Origin of the sequence: Streptomyces sp. 1222.5 (genome assembly GCF_900105245.1) — a bacterium.
Taxonomy (GTDB): Bacteria; Actinomycetota; Actinomycetes; order Streptomycetales; family Streptomycetaceae; genus Streptomyces; species Streptomyces albidocamelliae.
This window is the reverse complement of sequence record NZ_FNSZ01000001.1, coordinates 3,459,494-3,476,067: the sequence shown is the minus strand read 5'-3', so window position 1 is coordinate 3,476,067 and position 16,574 is coordinate 3,459,494. Positions and strand designations below refer to the sequence as shown.

17 protein-coding genes are annotated in these 16,574 nt (G+C 72.6%); 9 read left to right on the top strand and 8 right to left on the bottom strand.

The window, feature by feature from the left end:
- The first annotated feature begins 31 nt into the window (after positions 1-31).
- The 3 genes from BLW57_RS15510 to BLW57_RS15500 are packed head-to-tail and all read left to right on the top strand — an operon-like array spanning position 32 to position 2,370.
- On the top strand, positions 32-979 hold the full coding sequence (locus BLW57_RS15510) for an LLM class flavin-dependent oxidoreductase (RefSeq protein WP_093475166.1): 948 nt from the start codon (positions 32-34) through the stop codon (positions 977-979).
- Positions 976-1,674, top strand: coding sequence for an alpha/beta fold hydrolase (locus BLW57_RS15505; RefSeq protein WP_093475164.1), 699 nt, complete (start codon positions 976-978; stop codon positions 1,672-1,674). Before BLW57_RS15510 ends, BLW57_RS15505 begins: the two co-directional genes overlap by 4 nt.
- A gap of 9 nt (positions 1,675-1,683) precedes the next feature.
- A complete protein-coding gene (locus BLW57_RS15500; protein WP_093475162.1) occupies positions 1,684-2,370 on the top strand; it encodes a winged helix-turn-helix transcriptional regulator in 687 nt (228 codons plus the stop codon).
- Positions 2,371-2,508: 138 nt separating this feature from the next.
- On the opposite strand, the gene BLW57_RS15495 is transcribed toward BLW57_RS15500, so the two are convergent.
- Together BLW57_RS15495 and BLW57_RS15490 are read right to left on the bottom strand one after the other, a co-directional pair.
- Entirely contained in the window at positions 2,509-3,111 is a 603-nt protein-coding gene (locus BLW57_RS15495; protein ID WP_093475161.1) for a DUF4291 domain-containing protein, read from the bottom strand.
- Between the two features lie 99 nt (positions 3,112-3,210).
- Positions 3,211-4,329, bottom strand: coding sequence for a hypothetical protein (locus BLW57_RS15490; protein WP_093475159.1), 1,119 nt, complete (start codon positions 4,327-4,329; stop codon positions 3,211-3,213).
- Between the two features lie 256 nt (positions 4,330-4,585).
- On the opposite strand from BLW57_RS15490, the gene BLW57_RS15485 reads away from it, so the two are divergent.
- A complete protein-coding gene (locus BLW57_RS15485; protein ID WP_093475158.1) occupies positions 4,586-5,740 on the top strand; it encodes a cystathionine gamma-synthase in 1,155 nt (384 codons plus the stop codon).
- 12 nt (positions 5,741-5,752) lie between these two features.
- On the opposite strand, the gene BLW57_RS15480 is transcribed toward BLW57_RS15485, so the two are convergent.
- The 3 genes from BLW57_RS15480 to BLW57_RS15470 form a co-directional block, all read right to left on the bottom strand.
- A complete protein-coding gene (locus tag BLW57_RS15480) occupies positions 5,753-6,001 on the bottom strand; it encodes a hypothetical protein (protein ID WP_093475156.1) in 249 nt (82 codons plus the stop codon).
- Between the two features lie 28 nt (positions 6,002-6,029).
- Positions 6,030-6,536 carry a sigma factor-like helix-turn-helix DNA-binding protein gene (locus BLW57_RS15475; protein WP_093475155.1) on the bottom strand — a complete coding sequence of 169 codons (507 nt, stop codon included), beginning with the start codon at positions 6,534-6,536 and terminating at the stop codon, positions 6,030-6,032.
- A gap of 142 nt (positions 6,537-6,678) precedes the next feature.
- A complete protein-coding gene (locus BLW57_RS15470) occupies positions 6,679-7,185 on the bottom strand; it encodes a MarR family winged helix-turn-helix transcriptional regulator (protein ID WP_176985933.1) in 507 nt (168 codons plus the stop codon).
- A gap of 161 nt (positions 7,186-7,346) precedes the next feature.
- Here BLW57_RS15470 and ilvA point away from each other — a divergent pair, with 161 nt between their 5' ends.
- The 3 genes from ilvA (at position 7,347) to BLW57_RS15455 (ending at position 10,612) form a co-directional block, all read left to right on the top strand.
- Positions 7,347-8,576, top strand: coding sequence for a threonine ammonia-lyase (gene ilvA / locus BLW57_RS15465; RefSeq protein ID WP_093475153.1), 1,230 nt, complete (start codon positions 7,347-7,349; stop codon positions 8,574-8,576).
- A 195-nt stretch (positions 8,577-8,771) separates the two neighbouring features.
- Complete coding sequence (locus tag BLW57_RS15460; RefSeq protein ID WP_093475152.1) at positions 8,772-9,758, top strand: ATP-binding cassette domain-containing protein; 987 nt, start codon at positions 8,772-8,774, stop codon at positions 9,756-9,758.
- Entirely contained in the window at positions 9,755-10,612 is an 858-nt protein-coding gene (locus BLW57_RS15455) for an ABC transporter permease (protein WP_093475150.1), read from the top strand. The genes BLW57_RS15460 and BLW57_RS15455 overlap by 4 nt, the downstream gene beginning before the upstream one ends.
- A 64-nt stretch (positions 10,613-10,676) precedes the next feature.
- Here BLW57_RS15455 and greA read toward each other — a convergent pair whose 3' ends face one another.
- Together greA and BLW57_RS15445 are read right to left on the bottom strand one after the other, a co-directional pair.
- Positions 10,677-11,177, bottom strand: a complete 501-nt coding sequence (greA, locus tag BLW57_RS15450; protein ID WP_093475149.1) for a transcription elongation factor GreA — start codon at positions 11,175-11,177, stop codon at positions 10,677-10,679.
- Positions 11,178-11,363: 186 nt separating this feature from the next.
- Complete coding sequence (locus tag BLW57_RS15445; protein WP_093475147.1) at positions 11,364-11,762, bottom strand: DUF4307 domain-containing protein; 399 nt, start codon at positions 11,760-11,762, stop codon at positions 11,364-11,366.
- A 147-nt stretch (positions 11,763-11,909) separates the two neighbouring features.
- Here BLW57_RS15445 and mca point away from each other — a divergent pair, with 147 nt between their 5' ends.
- Together mca and BLW57_RS15435 are read left to right on the top strand one after the other, a co-directional pair.
- Positions 11,910-12,791, top strand: a complete 882-nt coding sequence (gene mca, locus BLW57_RS15440) for a mycothiol conjugate amidase Mca (protein ID WP_093475146.1) — start codon at positions 11,910-11,912, stop codon at positions 12,789-12,791.
- Positions 12,784-13,047 carry a hypothetical protein gene (locus BLW57_RS15435; RefSeq protein ID WP_093475144.1) on the top strand — a complete coding sequence of 88 codons (264 nt, stop codon included), beginning with the start codon at positions 12,784-12,786 and terminating at the stop codon, positions 13,045-13,047. Before mca ends, BLW57_RS15435 begins: the two co-directional genes overlap by 8 nt.
- A 302-nt stretch (positions 13,048-13,349) precedes the next feature.
- On the opposite strand, the gene BLW57_RS15430 is transcribed toward BLW57_RS15435, so the two are convergent.
- Positions 13,350-16,550, bottom strand: a complete 3,201-nt coding sequence (locus tag BLW57_RS15430) for a tetratricopeptide repeat protein (RefSeq protein WP_093475143.1) — start codon at positions 16,548-16,550, stop codon at positions 13,350-13,352.
- Positions 16,551-16,574: the final 24 nt, after the last annotated feature.

Here is a 16,574-nt window from a genome sequence, read left to right as displayed (position 1 = left end):
TCGTGAGCCCCGTGACGAGCTGGGAGGGAAGATGACGAAGCCGGAGGTCGGCTACCTGCTGCCGACACGCGACCAGTCCGTTCTGGGTGACCACGACCTGGCGCGGCTCGCCGTCCGGGCGCGGCGGGCCGAGGAGCTGGGGCTGGACTCGGTCTGGGCGGGCGACAGTCCCCTGACCAGGCCGCGGGCGGATCCGCTGCTGCTGTTGGCCGCCGTGTCCCAGGCGACCGAACGGGTCGCGCTCGGCACGGCGGTGCTGCTGCCGGCGCTGCGCCATCCGATCCTGCTGGCGCACCAACTCGCCACCCTCGACCGGTTGTCGGACGGACGCCTGATCGCCGGCATGGGGAGCGGATTCCCGAACCCGGCCACCCGGGCCCAGTTCGCGTCGATCGGCATCGGATTCGAGCGCCGCACCAGCCGCACGGAGGAATCGATCACTGTCATGCGGCAGCTCTGGTCGGGGGAGACGGTGTCCTTCCAGGGCGAGCACTTCGCCTTTGAGGACGTGCGGATCGCACCCCCGCCGTCCCGCCCGGGAGGGCCACCTGTCTGGCTGCCCGGGAACGGCGTACCGGCGCTGCGGCGCGTGGCCCGCCTCGCCGACGGCTGGCTCCCCTATCCGGCCACGGCGGCAATGTACGCGGAGGGGCACCAGGTCATCGAGCGGGCGGCCGCGCCCCGGTCGGTCACCCCGGCGCTGTACGTGACGCTCTGCTTGACCCAGGACCCGGAGAAGGCGCGAAGGCGCCTGCGGACAAGCGTCGAGCGCTACTACGGCGTACCCCTGGACGTCATCGCACGGATCCAGGCCCTGTTCGCCGGCACCGCCCGCCAAGCCGCCGACTGGCTGACCGGTTACGTCGCGGCCGGCGCCCGCCACCTCGTGATCCGCCTGGCGGCCGATGACCACGAGGCGGCCCTGGAGGAGTTCGCCGACCGGGTGCTGCCCCTGCTGCGCGAGGAGGATCACCGATGACCACGTTCGTTCTCGTCCACGGCGCCTGGCACGGACCGTGGGCCTGGGACCGAATCGTCCCGCTGCTGCACGCGGCCGGGGCGCGCACGCTCACACCGGACCTCAGCGCCGTCGGCGACCACGGGCTCCACGCGCACGCCCAGAGGGTTGTCGCCGCCCTCGACACCGTTCCGGACGATGAGGAGCTCGTACTGGTGGGGCACAGCTACGCGGGCCTGGTCGTACGAGAGGCGGCCGACCTGCGACCCGATGCCGTCGGCCACATCGTCCTCCTGGACGGATGGGCCGGACCCGACGGCGCCAGCATGTTCAGCCTGGCGCCCGACGCGTTCGCCGACGCGGTCCGTGCGGCGGCGGAGAGATCCGCTGACGGACGGTGCGTCCCGGCCCCGCCCCCGGCGGCCTTCGGCATCGTCGACACCGACAGCGCGGCCTGGCTCGCCGCGCGCCTGCTCCCCCAGCTGCTGCGCACCTTCACCGAACCCACTCGCCTGGCCGGGGCGGTCGACCGGATTCCCGGAACGGCCGTTCACTGCAGGCCTCAGACCTATCCGTTCGACCGGATGGGCGCGGCCGTCGGGTATCGGACGTACGCGATGGACGGCCCGCACGACGTGATGCTCACCCGGCCCGAGCCGCTCGCCCGGGTGCTCGTGGAGGCTTCCTCATTCAAGAACGGGAAGCGCCGAGTCTAGAGTGGTGAAGTGGAACAGCGAACGTACAACCAGTACTGCGCGACCGCGCGCACCCTCGACCTCGTCGGCGAGCGGTGGACGCTGCTGCTGATCCGCGAACTGCTGACCGGACCCAAGCGGTTCGGCGACCTCCAGTCCAGCCTGCGCGGTCTCGGCACCGGACTGCTGGCCGCCCGCCTGAAACACTTGGAACGCGAGGGACTGGCGCACAAGATCACGCTTCCTCCGCCGGCCCGGACCCCCGCCTACGCCCTCACCCAGGCCGGCGAGGAACTCGGGCAGGTCGTCATGGAGTTGGCCCGGTGGGGACTGAAGTGGGCGATGGGCACGCCCCGCCCGGCCGAGACGTTCCACCCGGGCTGGGCCGTGCTCGGGCTGCGGGCCTGCTTCGACAGCGTGGCCGCCACAGGACTGCGCGCGGTGTACGAGTTCCGCGTCGACGACGAGATCTTCCACGCCCGGATCGACGACGGGACGATCGAAGCGCTGCACGGACCGGCCCAGCATCCGGACGTGACCATCACGACCAGCGCGGACACCTTCCTCGGCCTGACCGGCCAGGGCCTCACCCTGACCGAGGCGATCGGAACCGGTGTCGCGTCGGCGTCCGGCAGCAGCGAGGCACTGCGCAGGCTGAACGGCCTGTTCCGCCTGCCGCCCCCGCACGCCCGGAAAGCGGACCAGGCCTCGTCCTGATCACACCGATGCGACGGTCACCGATCTCGGGTGCCGGCGCGGGGCACGAGGGACGCCGACGTACGTCCGGTCATCCGCGGGGGTGGACCTGAGGCCTGGCCTCCCGGGCCGTGCACGGCCCGTGGGCGAACCGCTCTGTCATGCCTCTTCTCCCCGCAGGTGGGCGAGGAGCTCCTCCCCGGCGGGGTAGCGGCTCTCGAGGGGCAGCAGCCGCGCGGCGGAGTCCAGGTCGCCCGCGCCGACGAGGGCGTGGATCTCGCGGGCGAGCGGGGTCACGTCGCGGATGGCGACCGTCCACTCGTCCGCGTAGCGCCGTGCGGCCTCACCGGAGAGGCCGAGTTGCAGGGACCGGTACGGCAGCGGCCGCAGACGCAGGTCCCGCTCGGGGTCCCACTGCACGCGGGCGGGCGAACGCTTCAACTGGCGCTGCCAGGCGGCTCGGTCCGGGTGCACACCGCGGGCGTAGCCGGCCAGACACGCGTGGCGCAGTGCCCACTCGAAGCCGTCCCGGCGGATCTCGACGGCGAGTACGGTCTCCTGCCCCTCCTTGGCGCCCCAGCCGCAGCGGTACATCATCCACAGGAACGACGGCTTGATCCACGTCATCCGGTCGCGCTTCCACGTGGCCGGAAAGCGGCCCTCGCGGACGGCGGGCAGACCGATCGCCGGGGAGTACGCCTGGTAGACGGTGATCGTGGAGTCCGCGTAGGCCGCACGGATCTCGCGCTGGGGGTGTTCCATGGCGTACAGCGTGGAGCCCGGCCGGTTCGGGCGGCCACTGATTTTCGACCGCCCTGGGACGCCCCGCGCGACGGAGAGCACCGGCCGCGCGGCCGTCGGTCAGCCCGGCAGGGTCGCCGGGCTGCCGCCGTTGGCCTCGTAACCGGCGACGGCCAGCGCACGGTAGACGGCGAACTCGGCGGCCGGGTCGGCGGACAGGGTCCAGGGCAGCGCGCCGACGTGACCGTCGACGTGTATCAGCTGGTGCATGGCCTCCGCCCAGCGCTCGCCGCGGACCAGGAAGAAGATCAGCAGGTGCCGGACGTGCGCCAGCGTCGGGTCGTCCGGCCGGGCGGCGTGCACCGCGTGCAGCGCGCCGTGCACCGCCCTGGTGACGACCTCGCTCTGGTAGAAGCCCGCGACCAGGTTCACCTCGGGGAGGTGCTCGAAGACCGCGAACAGCGGCAGCGCGGCGAGCATCGAGCCCTGCGGGGCGCGGGCCGCCGCGGCCTCCGCGAAGGCGTACGCCTGCTCGCGCGACCCGTGCCACTTCTCGCACCAGTAGTGCAGCGCCGCGAGATGCGCGCCCATGTGATGCGGCGCGCGGTCCAGGATCTTCAGCCACAGCTGCTCGAACTCGGCCTGCGAGTAGGCGAGTCCACGCGCGATGGACAGCTCGACGAGGTACGGCACCGGGTCGCCCGGGGCCAGCAGGGCCGCCTGTGCGCAGGCGTCCCGGGCCTCCTCCATGATGATCCGGAAGTCGTCCGTGCCCGGTGTCGACGTGCGCCAGGCCTGCTGCACCAGGAACTCCGCGTGGACGGCCGCGCCGCCCGCGTCCTTGGGCTGCTCGGTGCGCCACACCCGCAGCCACTGGCCGCCCGGCGTCTCGTGCACCCCGCCGGGCCTCTGCTGCAGCTCCAGCGCGGCGGCGCCCGCGAACGCCTGGACCCGCTGCCAGCGCCGCTCGCCCGCGGCCTCGGTGCCGGCCAGCAGCTGGGCGGCCGCCCGGTAGTCCCGGGTGCGCTGCACCAGCTCCAGGACGTCCAGCAGGTCCTGGTCCGGGCCGGGCATGCGCACGTCCAGCTCCTCCTGGCGCGCAAAGCCGTAGTTCGCCGGGTCGGCGGCGTCCGGGTGCCCCGCGGGGACCAGGCCGATCGCCCCGCGCCTGCGCCGCATGACCGGGAGCAGGACGAAGCCCAGCATGAGCAGCGCCATCAGCAGCCAGAGAATCGCCATGCCCCAAGCGAACCAGACGCCGTCGGCAAATGGCCAACCCCACCCCCGACCTGTGGAAAACTCCGGCTCTGGCCATGACAAGGGCGACGGGGCCGGTGACGGCCGGGCGACCGGGACGGAGGACGCCGGGCGCGGCGGACGTGGCGGCCGCACCGGCCCCGCGCCACCGCCGTACACGCAGGGAAAACCCTCCGACCGTGCCCGGGGGAGCCCGGTGTCCGTCAGCATCCGGCCAAGCGCACTACGCTCGGTGCACATGAGCGACAGGCACATCAGTCAGCACTTCGAGACCCTCGCGATCCACGCGGGCAACACCGCGGATCCCCTCACCGGCGCGGTCGTCCCGCCGATCTACCAGGTCTCGACCTACAAGCAGGACGGCGTCGGCGGGCTGCGCGGCGGTTACGAGTACAGCCGCAGCGCCAACCCGACCCGCACCGCCCTCGAAGAGAACCTCGCCGCGCTGGAGGGCGGCCGCCGGGGCCTCGCCTTCGCGTCCGGCCTCGCGGCCGAGGACACCCTGCTGCGCACGCTGCTCACCCCCGGCGACCACGTGGTCATCCCGAACGACGCCTACGGCGGCACCTTCCGCCTGTTCGCCAAGGTAGCCACCCGCTGGGGCGTGGAGTGGTCGGTCGCCGACACCAGCGACCCGGCCGCCGTCCGGGCCGCGCTCACCCCGCGGACCAAGGCCGTCTGGGTGGAGACCCCCTCCAACCCGCTGCTCGGCATCACCGACATCGCCGCCGTCGCCCAGGTCGCGCACGCCGCCGGCGCGAAGCTCGTCGTCGACAACACCTTCGCCACGCCCTACCTCCAGCAGCCGCTGGCGCTCGGCGCGGACGTCGTCGTGCACTCCCTGACCAAGTACATGGGCGGCCACTCGGACGTCGTCGGCGGTGCGCTGATCGTCTCCGACCAGGCGCTCGGCGACGAACTGGCCTACCACCAGAACGCGATGGGCGCCGTCGCCGGCCCCTTCGACTCCTGGCTGGTGCTGCGTGGCACGAAGACCCTCGCGGTGCGCATGGACCGGCACAGCGAGAACGCCACGAAGATCGCCGACATGCTGACCCGGCACGCGCGCGTGACCAGCGTGCTCTACCCGGGCCTGCCCGAGCACCCCGGCCACGAGGTCGCCGCCAAGCAGATGAAGGCCTTCGGCGGCATGGTGTCCTTCCGCGTGGAGGGCGGCGAGGAGGCCGCGGTCGAGGTGTGCAACCGGGCCAAGGTGTTCACCCTCGGCGAGTCGCTCGGCGGTGTCGAGTCCCTGATCGAGCACCCCGGCCGGATGACGCACGCCTCCGTGGCCGGCTCCCTGCTCGAGGTCCCCGGCGACCTGGTGCGCCTGTCCGTGGGCATCGAGAACGCCGACGACCTGCTGGAGGACCTCCAGCAGGCCCTCGGCTAGCGAGAACCCGGATCACCAGCCGGTGATCGGTGGAGTCGTCTCGGACGGCGGCTCCACCCACGGGTGCGCGTCCACCGCCCACACGGTGAAGGCCACGACCGCGGCGCACGCCAGCAGCCACAGCACCCGGCGCGCGAGCCGTCTGCGCCGCAGCAGGCGCTCGCCGCGGCGCACCGCGTCCGCGTGCACGTCCGGCGGCACCGGTGCCGGCAGCCGCTCCATGATCCGACGCGCGGTGCTCTCCCGCTCGGCCCGGTTCACCGGCCTCTCCCGCCGGTGCGCCCGCGCCTCACGACGCCGCCGCCTTCGGCCCCACCGCGCGCGCGGCGGACCGTCCGACCGGATGCAGCACGGCGGACGTCGCGCGGTCGCAGATGGTGTGCACCCGTTCCATGGGCAGTCCGAGCAGGGCCGCCACCTGTTCCTCGGCGACTCCCTCGTAGAGCCGCAGCACCAGGACCAGCCGCTCCTGCGGTGCGAGGGCGGCGAGCGGGTTGCCCGGATCCGACCGCCGGGAGCGGGCGGGGGCGACGTACTGGTGCCAGGTTGCGCGCGCGAAGCGCGTGGCCAGGTACTGGCGGGCGCAGTCGTACGGATCCTCGCCGCGCAGCCGGTCCCAACGGGCGTAGACGTGGGCGAGGGCCAGGGTCAGCAGCCGCCGCGCGCGCGGGTTGGCGTCCGGGGCCTCCGCGGTGAGCAGCATGGCGGTGTGCAGCAGACGCCCCGCAGCGCCCGCGACGAACGCCTCGAACTCGCGGGCCCGCCGCGCATCGCGGGACACCTGCCGATCACGCACCGTGCCTCCCCCTGCAGGGGCCCTGTCCGGTACGGGACACGCGAAGCGCGTACGACGCAGGACCCGGTCTCATATGAGGCCAGTGGCGGCCGGAGGTCAAGGGTCCGGACCCCACCGGTACCGGAGGGGGCGCTTCGCGGGCTCAGGACGCCGGCGGCTGATCCGCCGAGGGGACTCCCTGCACCGCCATCCGCGCGGAGAGCGCGGTGTTGAAGCGGGTGAGGAGCGTGCAGAACTGCTCGCGCTCCTCCGGCGCCCAGTCGTGTGTCAACTCGGCCATGAGCTGACGCCTGGACGAGCGCACCTCCTCCAGCCGGGTCGCGCCGCGCGGGGACAGCTGGAGCACCACCGCACGCCCGTCCTCCGGGTGCGAGGTGCGCTTGACGAGTCCGGTGTCGACCAGCGGAGCCACCTGACGGGTGACCGTGGAGGAGTCGATGCCCATGCTCGCGGCGAGCGCCTTGACGCCCATCGGGCCTTCTTTGTCGAGGCGGTTGAGCAGCAGGTAGGCGGCGCGGTCCATGGAGTTGCGCACCTGCCCGACGCCACCGAGCCGGGTCTGTTCGGCACGGCGGGCGAACACCGCCACCTCGTGCTGGAGGGTGTCGAGAAGACCGGTGTCACCGACGGTCGTCATGTCCATCGACATTTCAGGTGTTGTGGGCATGGCCGGAGGCTCGCTTCATGAAGGCTGCTGGGATGGGGGACAGGGTACGCGGCCCGGCGCCGGACCGTACCGGCGCTGCGCAAACCGGTCTCGGAGCTTGGTCACACCCGTCGTGCGCGACTGTGAACTGCGATGCTGGAGTCATGAGCTACGGCACGGCCGGACCCTTGCGCTGCGTGACCCTCGATGACGTGCGGGGAGCCCAGAAGATGCTCTCGGGCGTGGCCCGGGCGACCGCGATGGAGGGCAGCCGGCATCTGTCCCAGCTGGTCGGGGCGCCGGTGCACCTCAAGTGCGAGAACCTCCAGCGGACCGGCTCGTTCAAGCTGCGCGGCGCCTACGTGCGCATCGCCGGGCTGCTGCCCGAGGAGCGGGCGGCCGGAGTGGTGGCGGCGAGCGCCGGCAACCACGCGCAGGGCGTGGCCCTGGCCTCCTCGCTGCTGGGCGTGCATGCCACCGTGTTCATGCCGCAGGGCGCCCCGCTGCCGAAGGTGAGCGCGACCCGGGAGTACGGCGCCGAGGTGCGCCTGCACGGCCAGGTGGTCGACGAGACCCTGGCGGCCGCCGAGGAGTACGCGGCCGAGACCGGAGCGGTGTTCATCCACCCCTTCGACCACCCGGACATCATCGCCGGTCAGGGCACGGTCGGCCTGGAGATCCTGGAGCAGTGCCCGGAGGTGCGCACGGTCGTCGTGGGCGTCGGCGGCGGCGGGCTCGCGGCCGGCATCGCGGTGGCCGTGAAGACCCTGCGGCCCGACGTCCGGATCGTCGGCGTGCAGGCCGAGGGGGCCGCCTGCTATCCGCCCTCGCTCGCCGCCGGCCGCCCGGTCTCGCTCGACACCCCGGCGACGATGGCCGACGGCATCAAGGTGGGCCGCCCCGGCGAGGTGCCGTTCGGGATCGTCGGCGAGCTCGTGGACGAGGTGCGCACGGTCAGCGAGGACCAGCTGTCGGCCGCGCTGCTGCTGTGCCTGGAGCGGGCCAAGCTGGTCGTGGAACCGGCCGGGGCCGCCCCCGTCGCGGCGCTGCTGGCGGCGCCGGACGGCTTCGAGGGCCCGGTCGTCGCGGTGCTCTCCGGCGGCAACGTCGATCCGCTGCTGATGCAGCGCGTGCTGCGGCACGGCATGTCCGCGCAGGGCCGCTACCTGGCCGTTCGGCTCCGGCTGACGGACAGGCCGGGCGCTCTCGCGACGCTTCTCGGGGCGTTGTCAGTGGTCGACGCTAATGTCCTCGACGTGAGCCACGTACGGACCGATCCCCGGCTCGGGCTCACGGAGGCGGAGGTGGAGCTGCACCTCGAGACGAAGGGCCCGGCGCACTGCGTCGAGGTCGGCCAGGCCCTGCGGGACGCGGGTTACACGGTCATCGACTGAGGCCGGGCCGGTCCGGCGCGCGGGGCATCACTCGTCCGAGTCCAAAGGGACCGGACACTCTTGAGAGACGCGATACATCGCGTTACGGTGTGTCGCGTGACCGTCCGGCCGACCGCCCGCAGCGGAAAAAGGCGGGCGGTACCGAGCGCGCAGATCTAGCCTTCCTGAACGATCCCCGACGACGTGGAGACAGACATGCCAGGCGCCATCTATGCCGAAGGCCTGGTGAAGACCTTCGGCGACGTAAAGGCACTGGACGGCGTAGACCTCGATGTGCCAGAGGGAACGGTCCTCGGCCTGCTCGGGCCGAACGGCGCCGGCAAGACGACCGCCGTCCGCTGCCTCACGACCCTGCTGCGCCCCGACAGCGGCAGGGCCGTCGTCGCAGGTGTGGACGTGCTGCGACATCCCGACGCCGTACGCCGGTCCATCGGCCTGTCCGGCCAGTTCGCGGCGGTCGACGAGTACCTCACCGGCCGGGAGAACCTGCAGATGGTCGGGCAGCTCTACCAGATGAGGGCCAAGGCGGCGAAGGCGCGCGCGGCGGAGCTGCTGGAGCAGTTCAACCTCGCCGACGCGGCCGACCGCCCCGCCAAGACCTACTCGGGCGGCATGCGCCGCCGCCTCGACCTCGCCGCGGCCCTGGTGGTCTCGCCGCCGGTGATGTTCATGGACGAGCCGACCACCGGTCTCGACCCGCGCAACCGCCAGCAGCTGTGGGAGGTCATCAAGCAGCTCGTCTCCGGTGGCACGACCCTGCTGCTGACCACCCAGTACCTGGAGGAGGCCGACCACCTCGCGCACGACATCGCGGTGGTCGACCACGGCCGGGTCATCGCCACCGGCACCTCCGACCAGCTCAAGGCGCGCACCGGCGGCGAGCGCGTCGAGGTCGTCGTGCACGAGCGCGACCACATCGCGACCGCCGAGGAGGTGCTGCGCGGCTTCGGCAAGGGCGACACCACCGTCGAGGAGCACACCCGCAGGCTCACCGTCCCCGTCACCGGCGGCGCCAAGCTGCTCGCCGAGGTCATCCGGGAGCTGGACACCCGCGGGATCGAGATAGACGACATCGGGCTGCGCCGCCCGACCCTCGACGACGTCTTCCTGTCCCTGACGGGGCATGTCGCCGAGGCCGGCGAGCGGGACGCGGACAACGGCAAGGAGGCCGTGAAAAAATGAGTGCCCTGACCGACGCCGTGCCCGCGGCGGCGCCCGGCAACCCCATCGGCCGGTCCGTCCGGGACTCGCTGATCGTCGCCAAGCGCAACCTGATCCGGATGTCCCGCATCCCCGAGATGGTCATCTTCGGGCTGATCCAGCCGATCATGTTCGTGGTGCTGTTCACCTATGTGTTCGGCGGGTCCATGAAGATCGGCACCAGCACCAGCGCGAACGACTACACCAACTTCCTGATGGCCGGCATCTTCGCGCAGACCGTCACGTTCGCCACCGCCAGCTCCGGCGCCGGCATCGCCGACGACATGCACAAGGGCCTCATCGACCGCTTCCGCTCCCTGCCCATGGCGCGCGGCGCGGTGCTGACCGGCCGTACCCTCGCCGACCTGGTGCAGACGGCGCTCACCCTGCTCGTCCTCGCGGTCGTGGCGCTGCTGGTCGGCTGGCGTGTGGGATCCAACGGCGAGACCAACGCGGGCAAGGTCCTCGGCGCCTTCGGTCTGCTGCTCCTGCTCGGATACGCCTTCACCTGGATCGGCGCCCTGATCGGCCTGTCCGTGCGCACCCCGGAGGCGGCCACCTCCGGCGGGCTGATCTGGCTGTTCCCGGTGACCTTCATCTCCAACGCGTTCGTGGACACCTCGAACATGACCCCGTGGCTGCGCCACATCGCCGAGTGGAACCCGTTCAGTGCCACGGTGCAGGCCTGCCGTGTGCTCTTCGCCAACCCGGGCCAGTCCACCTCCGGCGCCTGGCCCATGCAGCACCCGGTCTGGGCGTCGCTGCTCTACTCGATACTGATCATCGTGGCCTTCCGCACCCTGGCGGTCCGCAAGTACCGCTCGGCCACCGCGTGACGGCATGAGGAAACCCCCGGCGTCGTCCGGACGCCGGGGGCCTCGAAGCCGGTAGGGGGCCTGGTCAGCCGGAGTACGGCTCGGCCTTCAGGATGCGCACCGAGGCCTTCTTGCCGTTCGGCAGCTCGTACTCCGCGTCCTCGCCCACCTTGTGGCCGATCACGCCCGCGCCGAGCGGGGACTGCGGGGAGTACGTCTCGATGTCGGCGCTCGCGTACTCGCGGGAGGCGAGCAGGAACGTCGTGGTGTCGTCCTCGTCGCCGTCGAAGGCGATCGTGACGAGCATGCCGGGTGCGACCGCACCGTCCGTGGACGCGGGGGCCTCGCCGACCTGGGCATTCTCGAGAAGCTGGGTGAGCTGGCGCACGCGCAGCTCCTGCTTGCCCTGCTCCTCCTTGGCCGCGTGGTACCCACCGTTCTCGCGCAGGTCGCCCTCCTCGCGCGCGGCCGCGATCTTGGCGGCGATCTCCGTGCGCGCAGGACCAGTAAGGTACGCAAGCTCGTCCTTGAGCTTGTTGTACGCCTCCTGGGTCAGCCAGGTGACGTTCTCGCTGGTCTGGGTCACAGGGTGCTCCTCGTCGGTACTGGGAATACAAAGCATCGCCCTACCCAGAAGAATGTTCCCTCTTGGATGGGCGAAACCACGAGCCTAACAATTCAACGCCGGAAGGGGGAGGACATAAGCCATCAGAATCACAACAACGCAGGTCAGCGTGTACGTATTCCGGGTGATGCGGGGAGTGTCCGGGCCTCAGCCGGCGTGACAGCCGAGCAACTCGGCCGTCATCCCCTTCGCGGTCGTACGGAGGGTGACGACCTTGTCGATACGCGTGGCCGAGCCGGTGAACCGGAAGTCCGCCCGTCCCACCTCGGCGCCGTCCGCGCCCTGTGAGCGCAGCGTGCAGTAGCCCGCGGTCCCCGCGTCCTTGTGCACCTCCAGATGCACCTTGACGGCGTCGTCCGAGGCCTGGAAGGTGATCACCTGAGCGCTGATGTCGCTCTGCGCGACGTAGTGGTACGCGAAGTAGCCGATCAGGGCGAGCAGGGCCGCGCCGAGCGCCGTCCCCGCGACCTTGAGCCTGCGGTCGGCGCGCGCGTCCGAGGAGCGGCCGTAGCGGCCCTCGGGCAGCCGCGTGCTCGCCGTGCTCATGATCGTCCTCTCGGCAGGAGCGGGACGTACGTCCCGAAAGGGGCTCCAGGGCGGACCCCGGAATTTTTCGCCCCCCGATTCGGTCACTATAGAAGCCGCCGATCGCACCCCAGGACGCGGGGGCGCCGACTTACCGAGGATTGAGTCTTGACTGACCAGTTGCGACTGATGGCCGTTCACGCGCACCCCGACGACGAGTCGAGCAAGGGTGCGGCCACCATGGCGAAGTACGTGTACGAGGGGGTGGACGTGCTGGTCGTGACCTGCACCGGCGGGGAGCGCGGGTCCATCCTCAATCCCAAGCTGCAGGGGGACAAGTACATCGAGGAGCACATCCACGAGGTACGCAAGAAGGAGATGGACGAGGCCCGGGAGATCCTCGGCGTCAAGCAGGAGTGGCTCGGCTTCGTCGACTCGGGTCTGCCCGAGGGCGACCCGCTGCCGCCGCTGCCCGAGGGCTGCTTCGCCCTGGAGGACGTCGACAAGGCGGCCGGCGAGCTGGTCAGGAAGATCCGTTCCTTCCGTCCGCAGGTGATCACCACCTATGACGAGAACGGCGGCTACCCGCACCCCGACCACATCATGACCCACAAGATCTCCATGGTGGCGTTCGAGGGCGCTGCGGACACCGAGAAGTACCCGGAGGCCGAGTACGGCCCCGCCTACCAGCCGCTCAAGCTCTACTACAACCAGGGCTTCAACCGTCCCCGCACCGAGGCCCTCCACCAGGCGATGCTCGACCGCGGACTGGAGTCGCCCTACGGGGACTGGCTCAAGCGCTGGAGCGAGTTCGAGCGCAAGGAGCGGACCCTGACCACGCACGTCCCGTGCGCGGACTTCTACGAGATCCGCGACAAGGCGCTGATCGCCCACGCCACGCAGATCGACCCCGACGGCGGCTGGTTCAGGGTGCCGCTGGAGCTCCAGAAGGAGGTCTGGCCCACCGAGGAGTACGAGCTGGCGAAATCCCTCGTGGACACCTCCCTCCCCGAGGACGACCTCTTCGCGGGCATCCGGGACAATGCCTGACATGAGCGCAAGCGTGAGCCTGGCAGTGACGCACCTCGTCCCCCTCGCCAAGGAGGTCGACGAGAACAAGGTCACCCCCGGCGTCCTCGGTTTCATCGTGTTCGCGGTGATGGCCCTGGCCGTGTGGGGCCTGATGAAGTCGATGAGCAAGCACATGCGGAAGGTCGACTTCAAGGAGGCGGACCCCTCCGGCGAGGAGACCGCTGAGGCCGGCGAGGCCGAGGCCGTCGCCGGGGCGAAGCCGCGGCAGAACTGAGGCGTCGCACACGACCGGTCCGGCACCACCGGACCGGTACGTCGCCGTAGCCCACCGCCGCGGCGGCACACCGGGGGACGGGCCCGCACCGCCCTGTGCCGTGCCCGAAGCCGAGCCGGTCACTCGCCGTGCCCTCGCCGCGCTGCCACGCGTCGCCGCGCCGCCAGCCGTGCCGCGCGAGCCGCCCGCCGTGCCCGATGTCGGGCCGACGACCCCCGCCCTCATGCCGTGCAGGCCGCCCGCCGTGCCCCGTGCCGAGCCGACAGCCGTCGTCCCGCGTCGAGCCGGCTGGCGCCGTCCGGTCACCGGGTCGCCGGTACCGCGACCCCCATCACCTCCCGGGCGTGCCGGTTCGGGGTCATGCCCAGGCGCCAGGCCTGCCAGCCCGCCTCCAGCTGGACGCCCCGCTCCAGCGGCAGGGCGTACGCCGAGACGTACTCGGCCAGTTTCTCGTCGCGCAGCGGATGCGTGGCGCGGGCCAGCTCGGCCAGCTCCTCCTGGGCGACCGCCGTGCCCACCTCCACCCCGCCCGGCGCCGCGTACGGCAGCAGGGTGCAGCGCAGGAAACGGGCCCAGTCCTCGCCGCGCCGGTCCCCGTAGGACGCGAACAGGGCGAGGGCCTCGTCGCACAGGTCCAGCGCCTGCCGGGTGCGTGCGTTGCCCGCGTCCACCACCGCCAGCTCCAGGCAGGTCCAGGCCTCGCCGTGGGCGACTCCGATGCGCTGGAAGTCGGCCCGCGCGTCCACGAGCAGCTGCCGGGCGAAGCCGGAGTTGCGCAGCGAACCGGTCTGCACCGCCCGCTGGTCCCGGGTGACCCGGGCCGAGTGGTGCCGGGCGCACGCCAGGCCGTACACGTCCCGCATCCGGGAGAACATCGTGCGCGACCGCTCCAGCTCGCGCACCGCCTGGTCCAGGTCCCCGGTCTCCTCCAGCGCCTGCCCCAGGTAGTACAGCGTCCACGCCTCGCCGCGCGCGTCCTCGTTCTCCCGGTGCCGGGCGGCGGCCTGCCGGAGGTCGTCCACGGCGGGCGAGGCGTCGCCGTCCACGAGCCGGGCCCGCGCCAGCTGGGTGAGCGCCCAGGCCTCCCCGCGGGCGTCCTGGGTGCGGCCGTACCGCTCCAGGGCGGCCCGCAGCTCCGTCTCCGCGCGCGGCACGTCGCCCATCCGCAGCGCCAGCTGGCCGAGCTGGAAGTGCGCCCAGGCCTCGCCGTGCACCGAGCCGCCCTCGCGGTGCAGGACCAGGGAACCGGTGAGCAGGTCCAGCGCCTCCGCCAGCCGGGCACGGTCCCGCTCGACCGCGGCCAGCGCGTGCATCGTCCACGCCCGGTCCGTCGCCAGCTCCGGCGCCGCCTGAAGAGCCAGCGACTCCCGCAGCCTGGCCGCCGCCTCGGTCAGGTTGCCCTGGTGGTGCAGGGTGATCCCGAGGGACGTCAGGGCGCGGGCGGCACCCGCGTCGTGGTGCGCCTCCCGGTACAGGTCCACGACCGAGGCCAGCGTCGTGCGCGCCTTGTCCAGTTCGCCCAGCTGCCGGGCCGCGATGCCCGTGCGCCACTGCACCGAGCGCACCAGCAGCCCCTCGTCCACGGCCTGCGTCAGCTCGCTGATCTCGCCCAGCCGGTACAGGTCGCCGCGCAGCAGGCAGTAGTCGCACAGCGCGCCGAGCAGGTTCAGCACGGCCGCCTGGTTCACGCCCTCCGCGTGGCGCAGGGCCGCCGTGATGAAACTGGACTCGTCGTCCAGCCAGCGCAGCGCCTCGTCGAGCGAGGGGAAGCCGTGCGAGCCGAACTGGTTGGAGCGCGTCGACATGTTGCCGTCGACGAGACGCAGCACCGAGTCGGCCAGCTCCGCGTAGTTCACGATCAGCCGCTCCTGCGCCGCCGCGCGCTCGGCCGGGTCCTCCTCGTCCGCCAGCCGGGCGAGCGCGAAGGCGCGCACCAGGTCGTGCAGCCGGTAGCGGCTGCCGCGCACATGGTCGATCAGCCCGGCCCGCGCGAGCGCCGCCAGATGCCGGGTGGCCTCCGCCTCGTCCGTGGCGAGCAGGGAGGCGGCGGCCGCCGCGCCGAGCGAGGCCCGCCCCGCGAGAGCGAGCCGGCGCAGCAGCCGGCGCGCCGGCTCCGGCTGGTCGGTGTAGCGCAGCCACAGGGCACGCTCCACCGGCTCCACCGGCCCGTACGCGCCCAGGTCCGTGGCCAGTTGCCGGGGCGAGCGCGGGCCGAGCGCCGATCCGGCGATCCGCAGCGCCAGCGGCAGGCCCCCGCACAGCGCGCGTACCTCGTCGGCGGACTCCGCGTCGTACGGGCCCGACGCGTCCTCGGCGGCAGTGCTCAGCAAGTCCTCGGCGCCCGCCGCGTCCAGCGGCGCCACCGCGAGCCGGTGCACCCAGGCCGGCAGGTCCGCCGGGAGGTCCAGGGCCGTCCGCGCGGTGACGAGCACCAGGCTGTCGGACCGCTCCGGCACCAGTGCCCGCACCTGCTCCGGATCGGAGGCGTCGTCCAGCACGATCGTCACCGGCAGGCCCGCGAGATGCTGGTGGTACAGCTCGCCGAGCCGCTTGACCTGCTGATCGAGGGAGGAGCGCTCCCGGAACAGCAACTGCTCGCGGGGCGCGCCCAGCCGGTTGAGCAGGTGCAGCAGGGCGTCCCGGGTGGACAGCGGCGCCTCCCGCCCGCCGCCGCGCAGGTCGACGACCACCGCGCCCCGGAAGTGGTCCCGCAGATCGTGCGCCGCGCGCACGGCGAGCGTCGTCCGGCCCGAACCGGGCTCGCCGTGCAGCACGACCACCGTCGGCCGGGTCTCGGTGGCCGCCCGGGCCGCCTGCGCCCACTGCCTGATCCGGCCCAGTTCCGGCCGGCGTCCCGCGAACGGGCCGTCCGGCTGCGGCAGATGACCGAAGGACTGCTCCAGGATCGTACGCCTGCGGGACGCCGCGCTCTTGTCCGCGCCGCGCAGCGCGGGGCCGGTCGTCTTCTTCGGGCCGGTGGAGGCGCTGATCACCCGCTGCTGGTCGAGGAACGGGCGGATGCCCCGCACCTCCAGCGCGGTCAGCCACTGCAACCGCAGCTGCTCCGGCCCGCCGGGCTGCCCGGCCGCGCCCGCTCGGTGATGGGCGGCCGGTACATGGGAGCCGGCCACCTTCACCACCGTGGCCGCGGCGCCCACCACTCCGGCGATCGCACCGGCGCCGACGGCCGTCCCGGTACCGGTGCCGAGGGCCAGGTCGGCCGCCGCGGCGGCGACCGCGGCAACGGCCGCCACCATGAGGGCGGTTCCGGCGCCCGCGCGGGCGTACCGCTGGCCGAAGGTCAGCCGGCCCGCCTCCGCCTCGTCCAGCGCCCGGGTGTAGGCCTCGTACTCCTCGCCGGCCGTCCCCGCCATCGCGTCGAGTCCGCCGCGGGCCCGCGCGAGCAGCAGCTGACCGTCGATCCGGCCGCCCGAGCGCCGTACTTCCTCCTCCACGGCCCGCGCCAGCAGCCGTTCGGCTTCCGCCCGATGGTCGTCCCGCATGTCCCGTCCCCCTCCGGCGGCAAC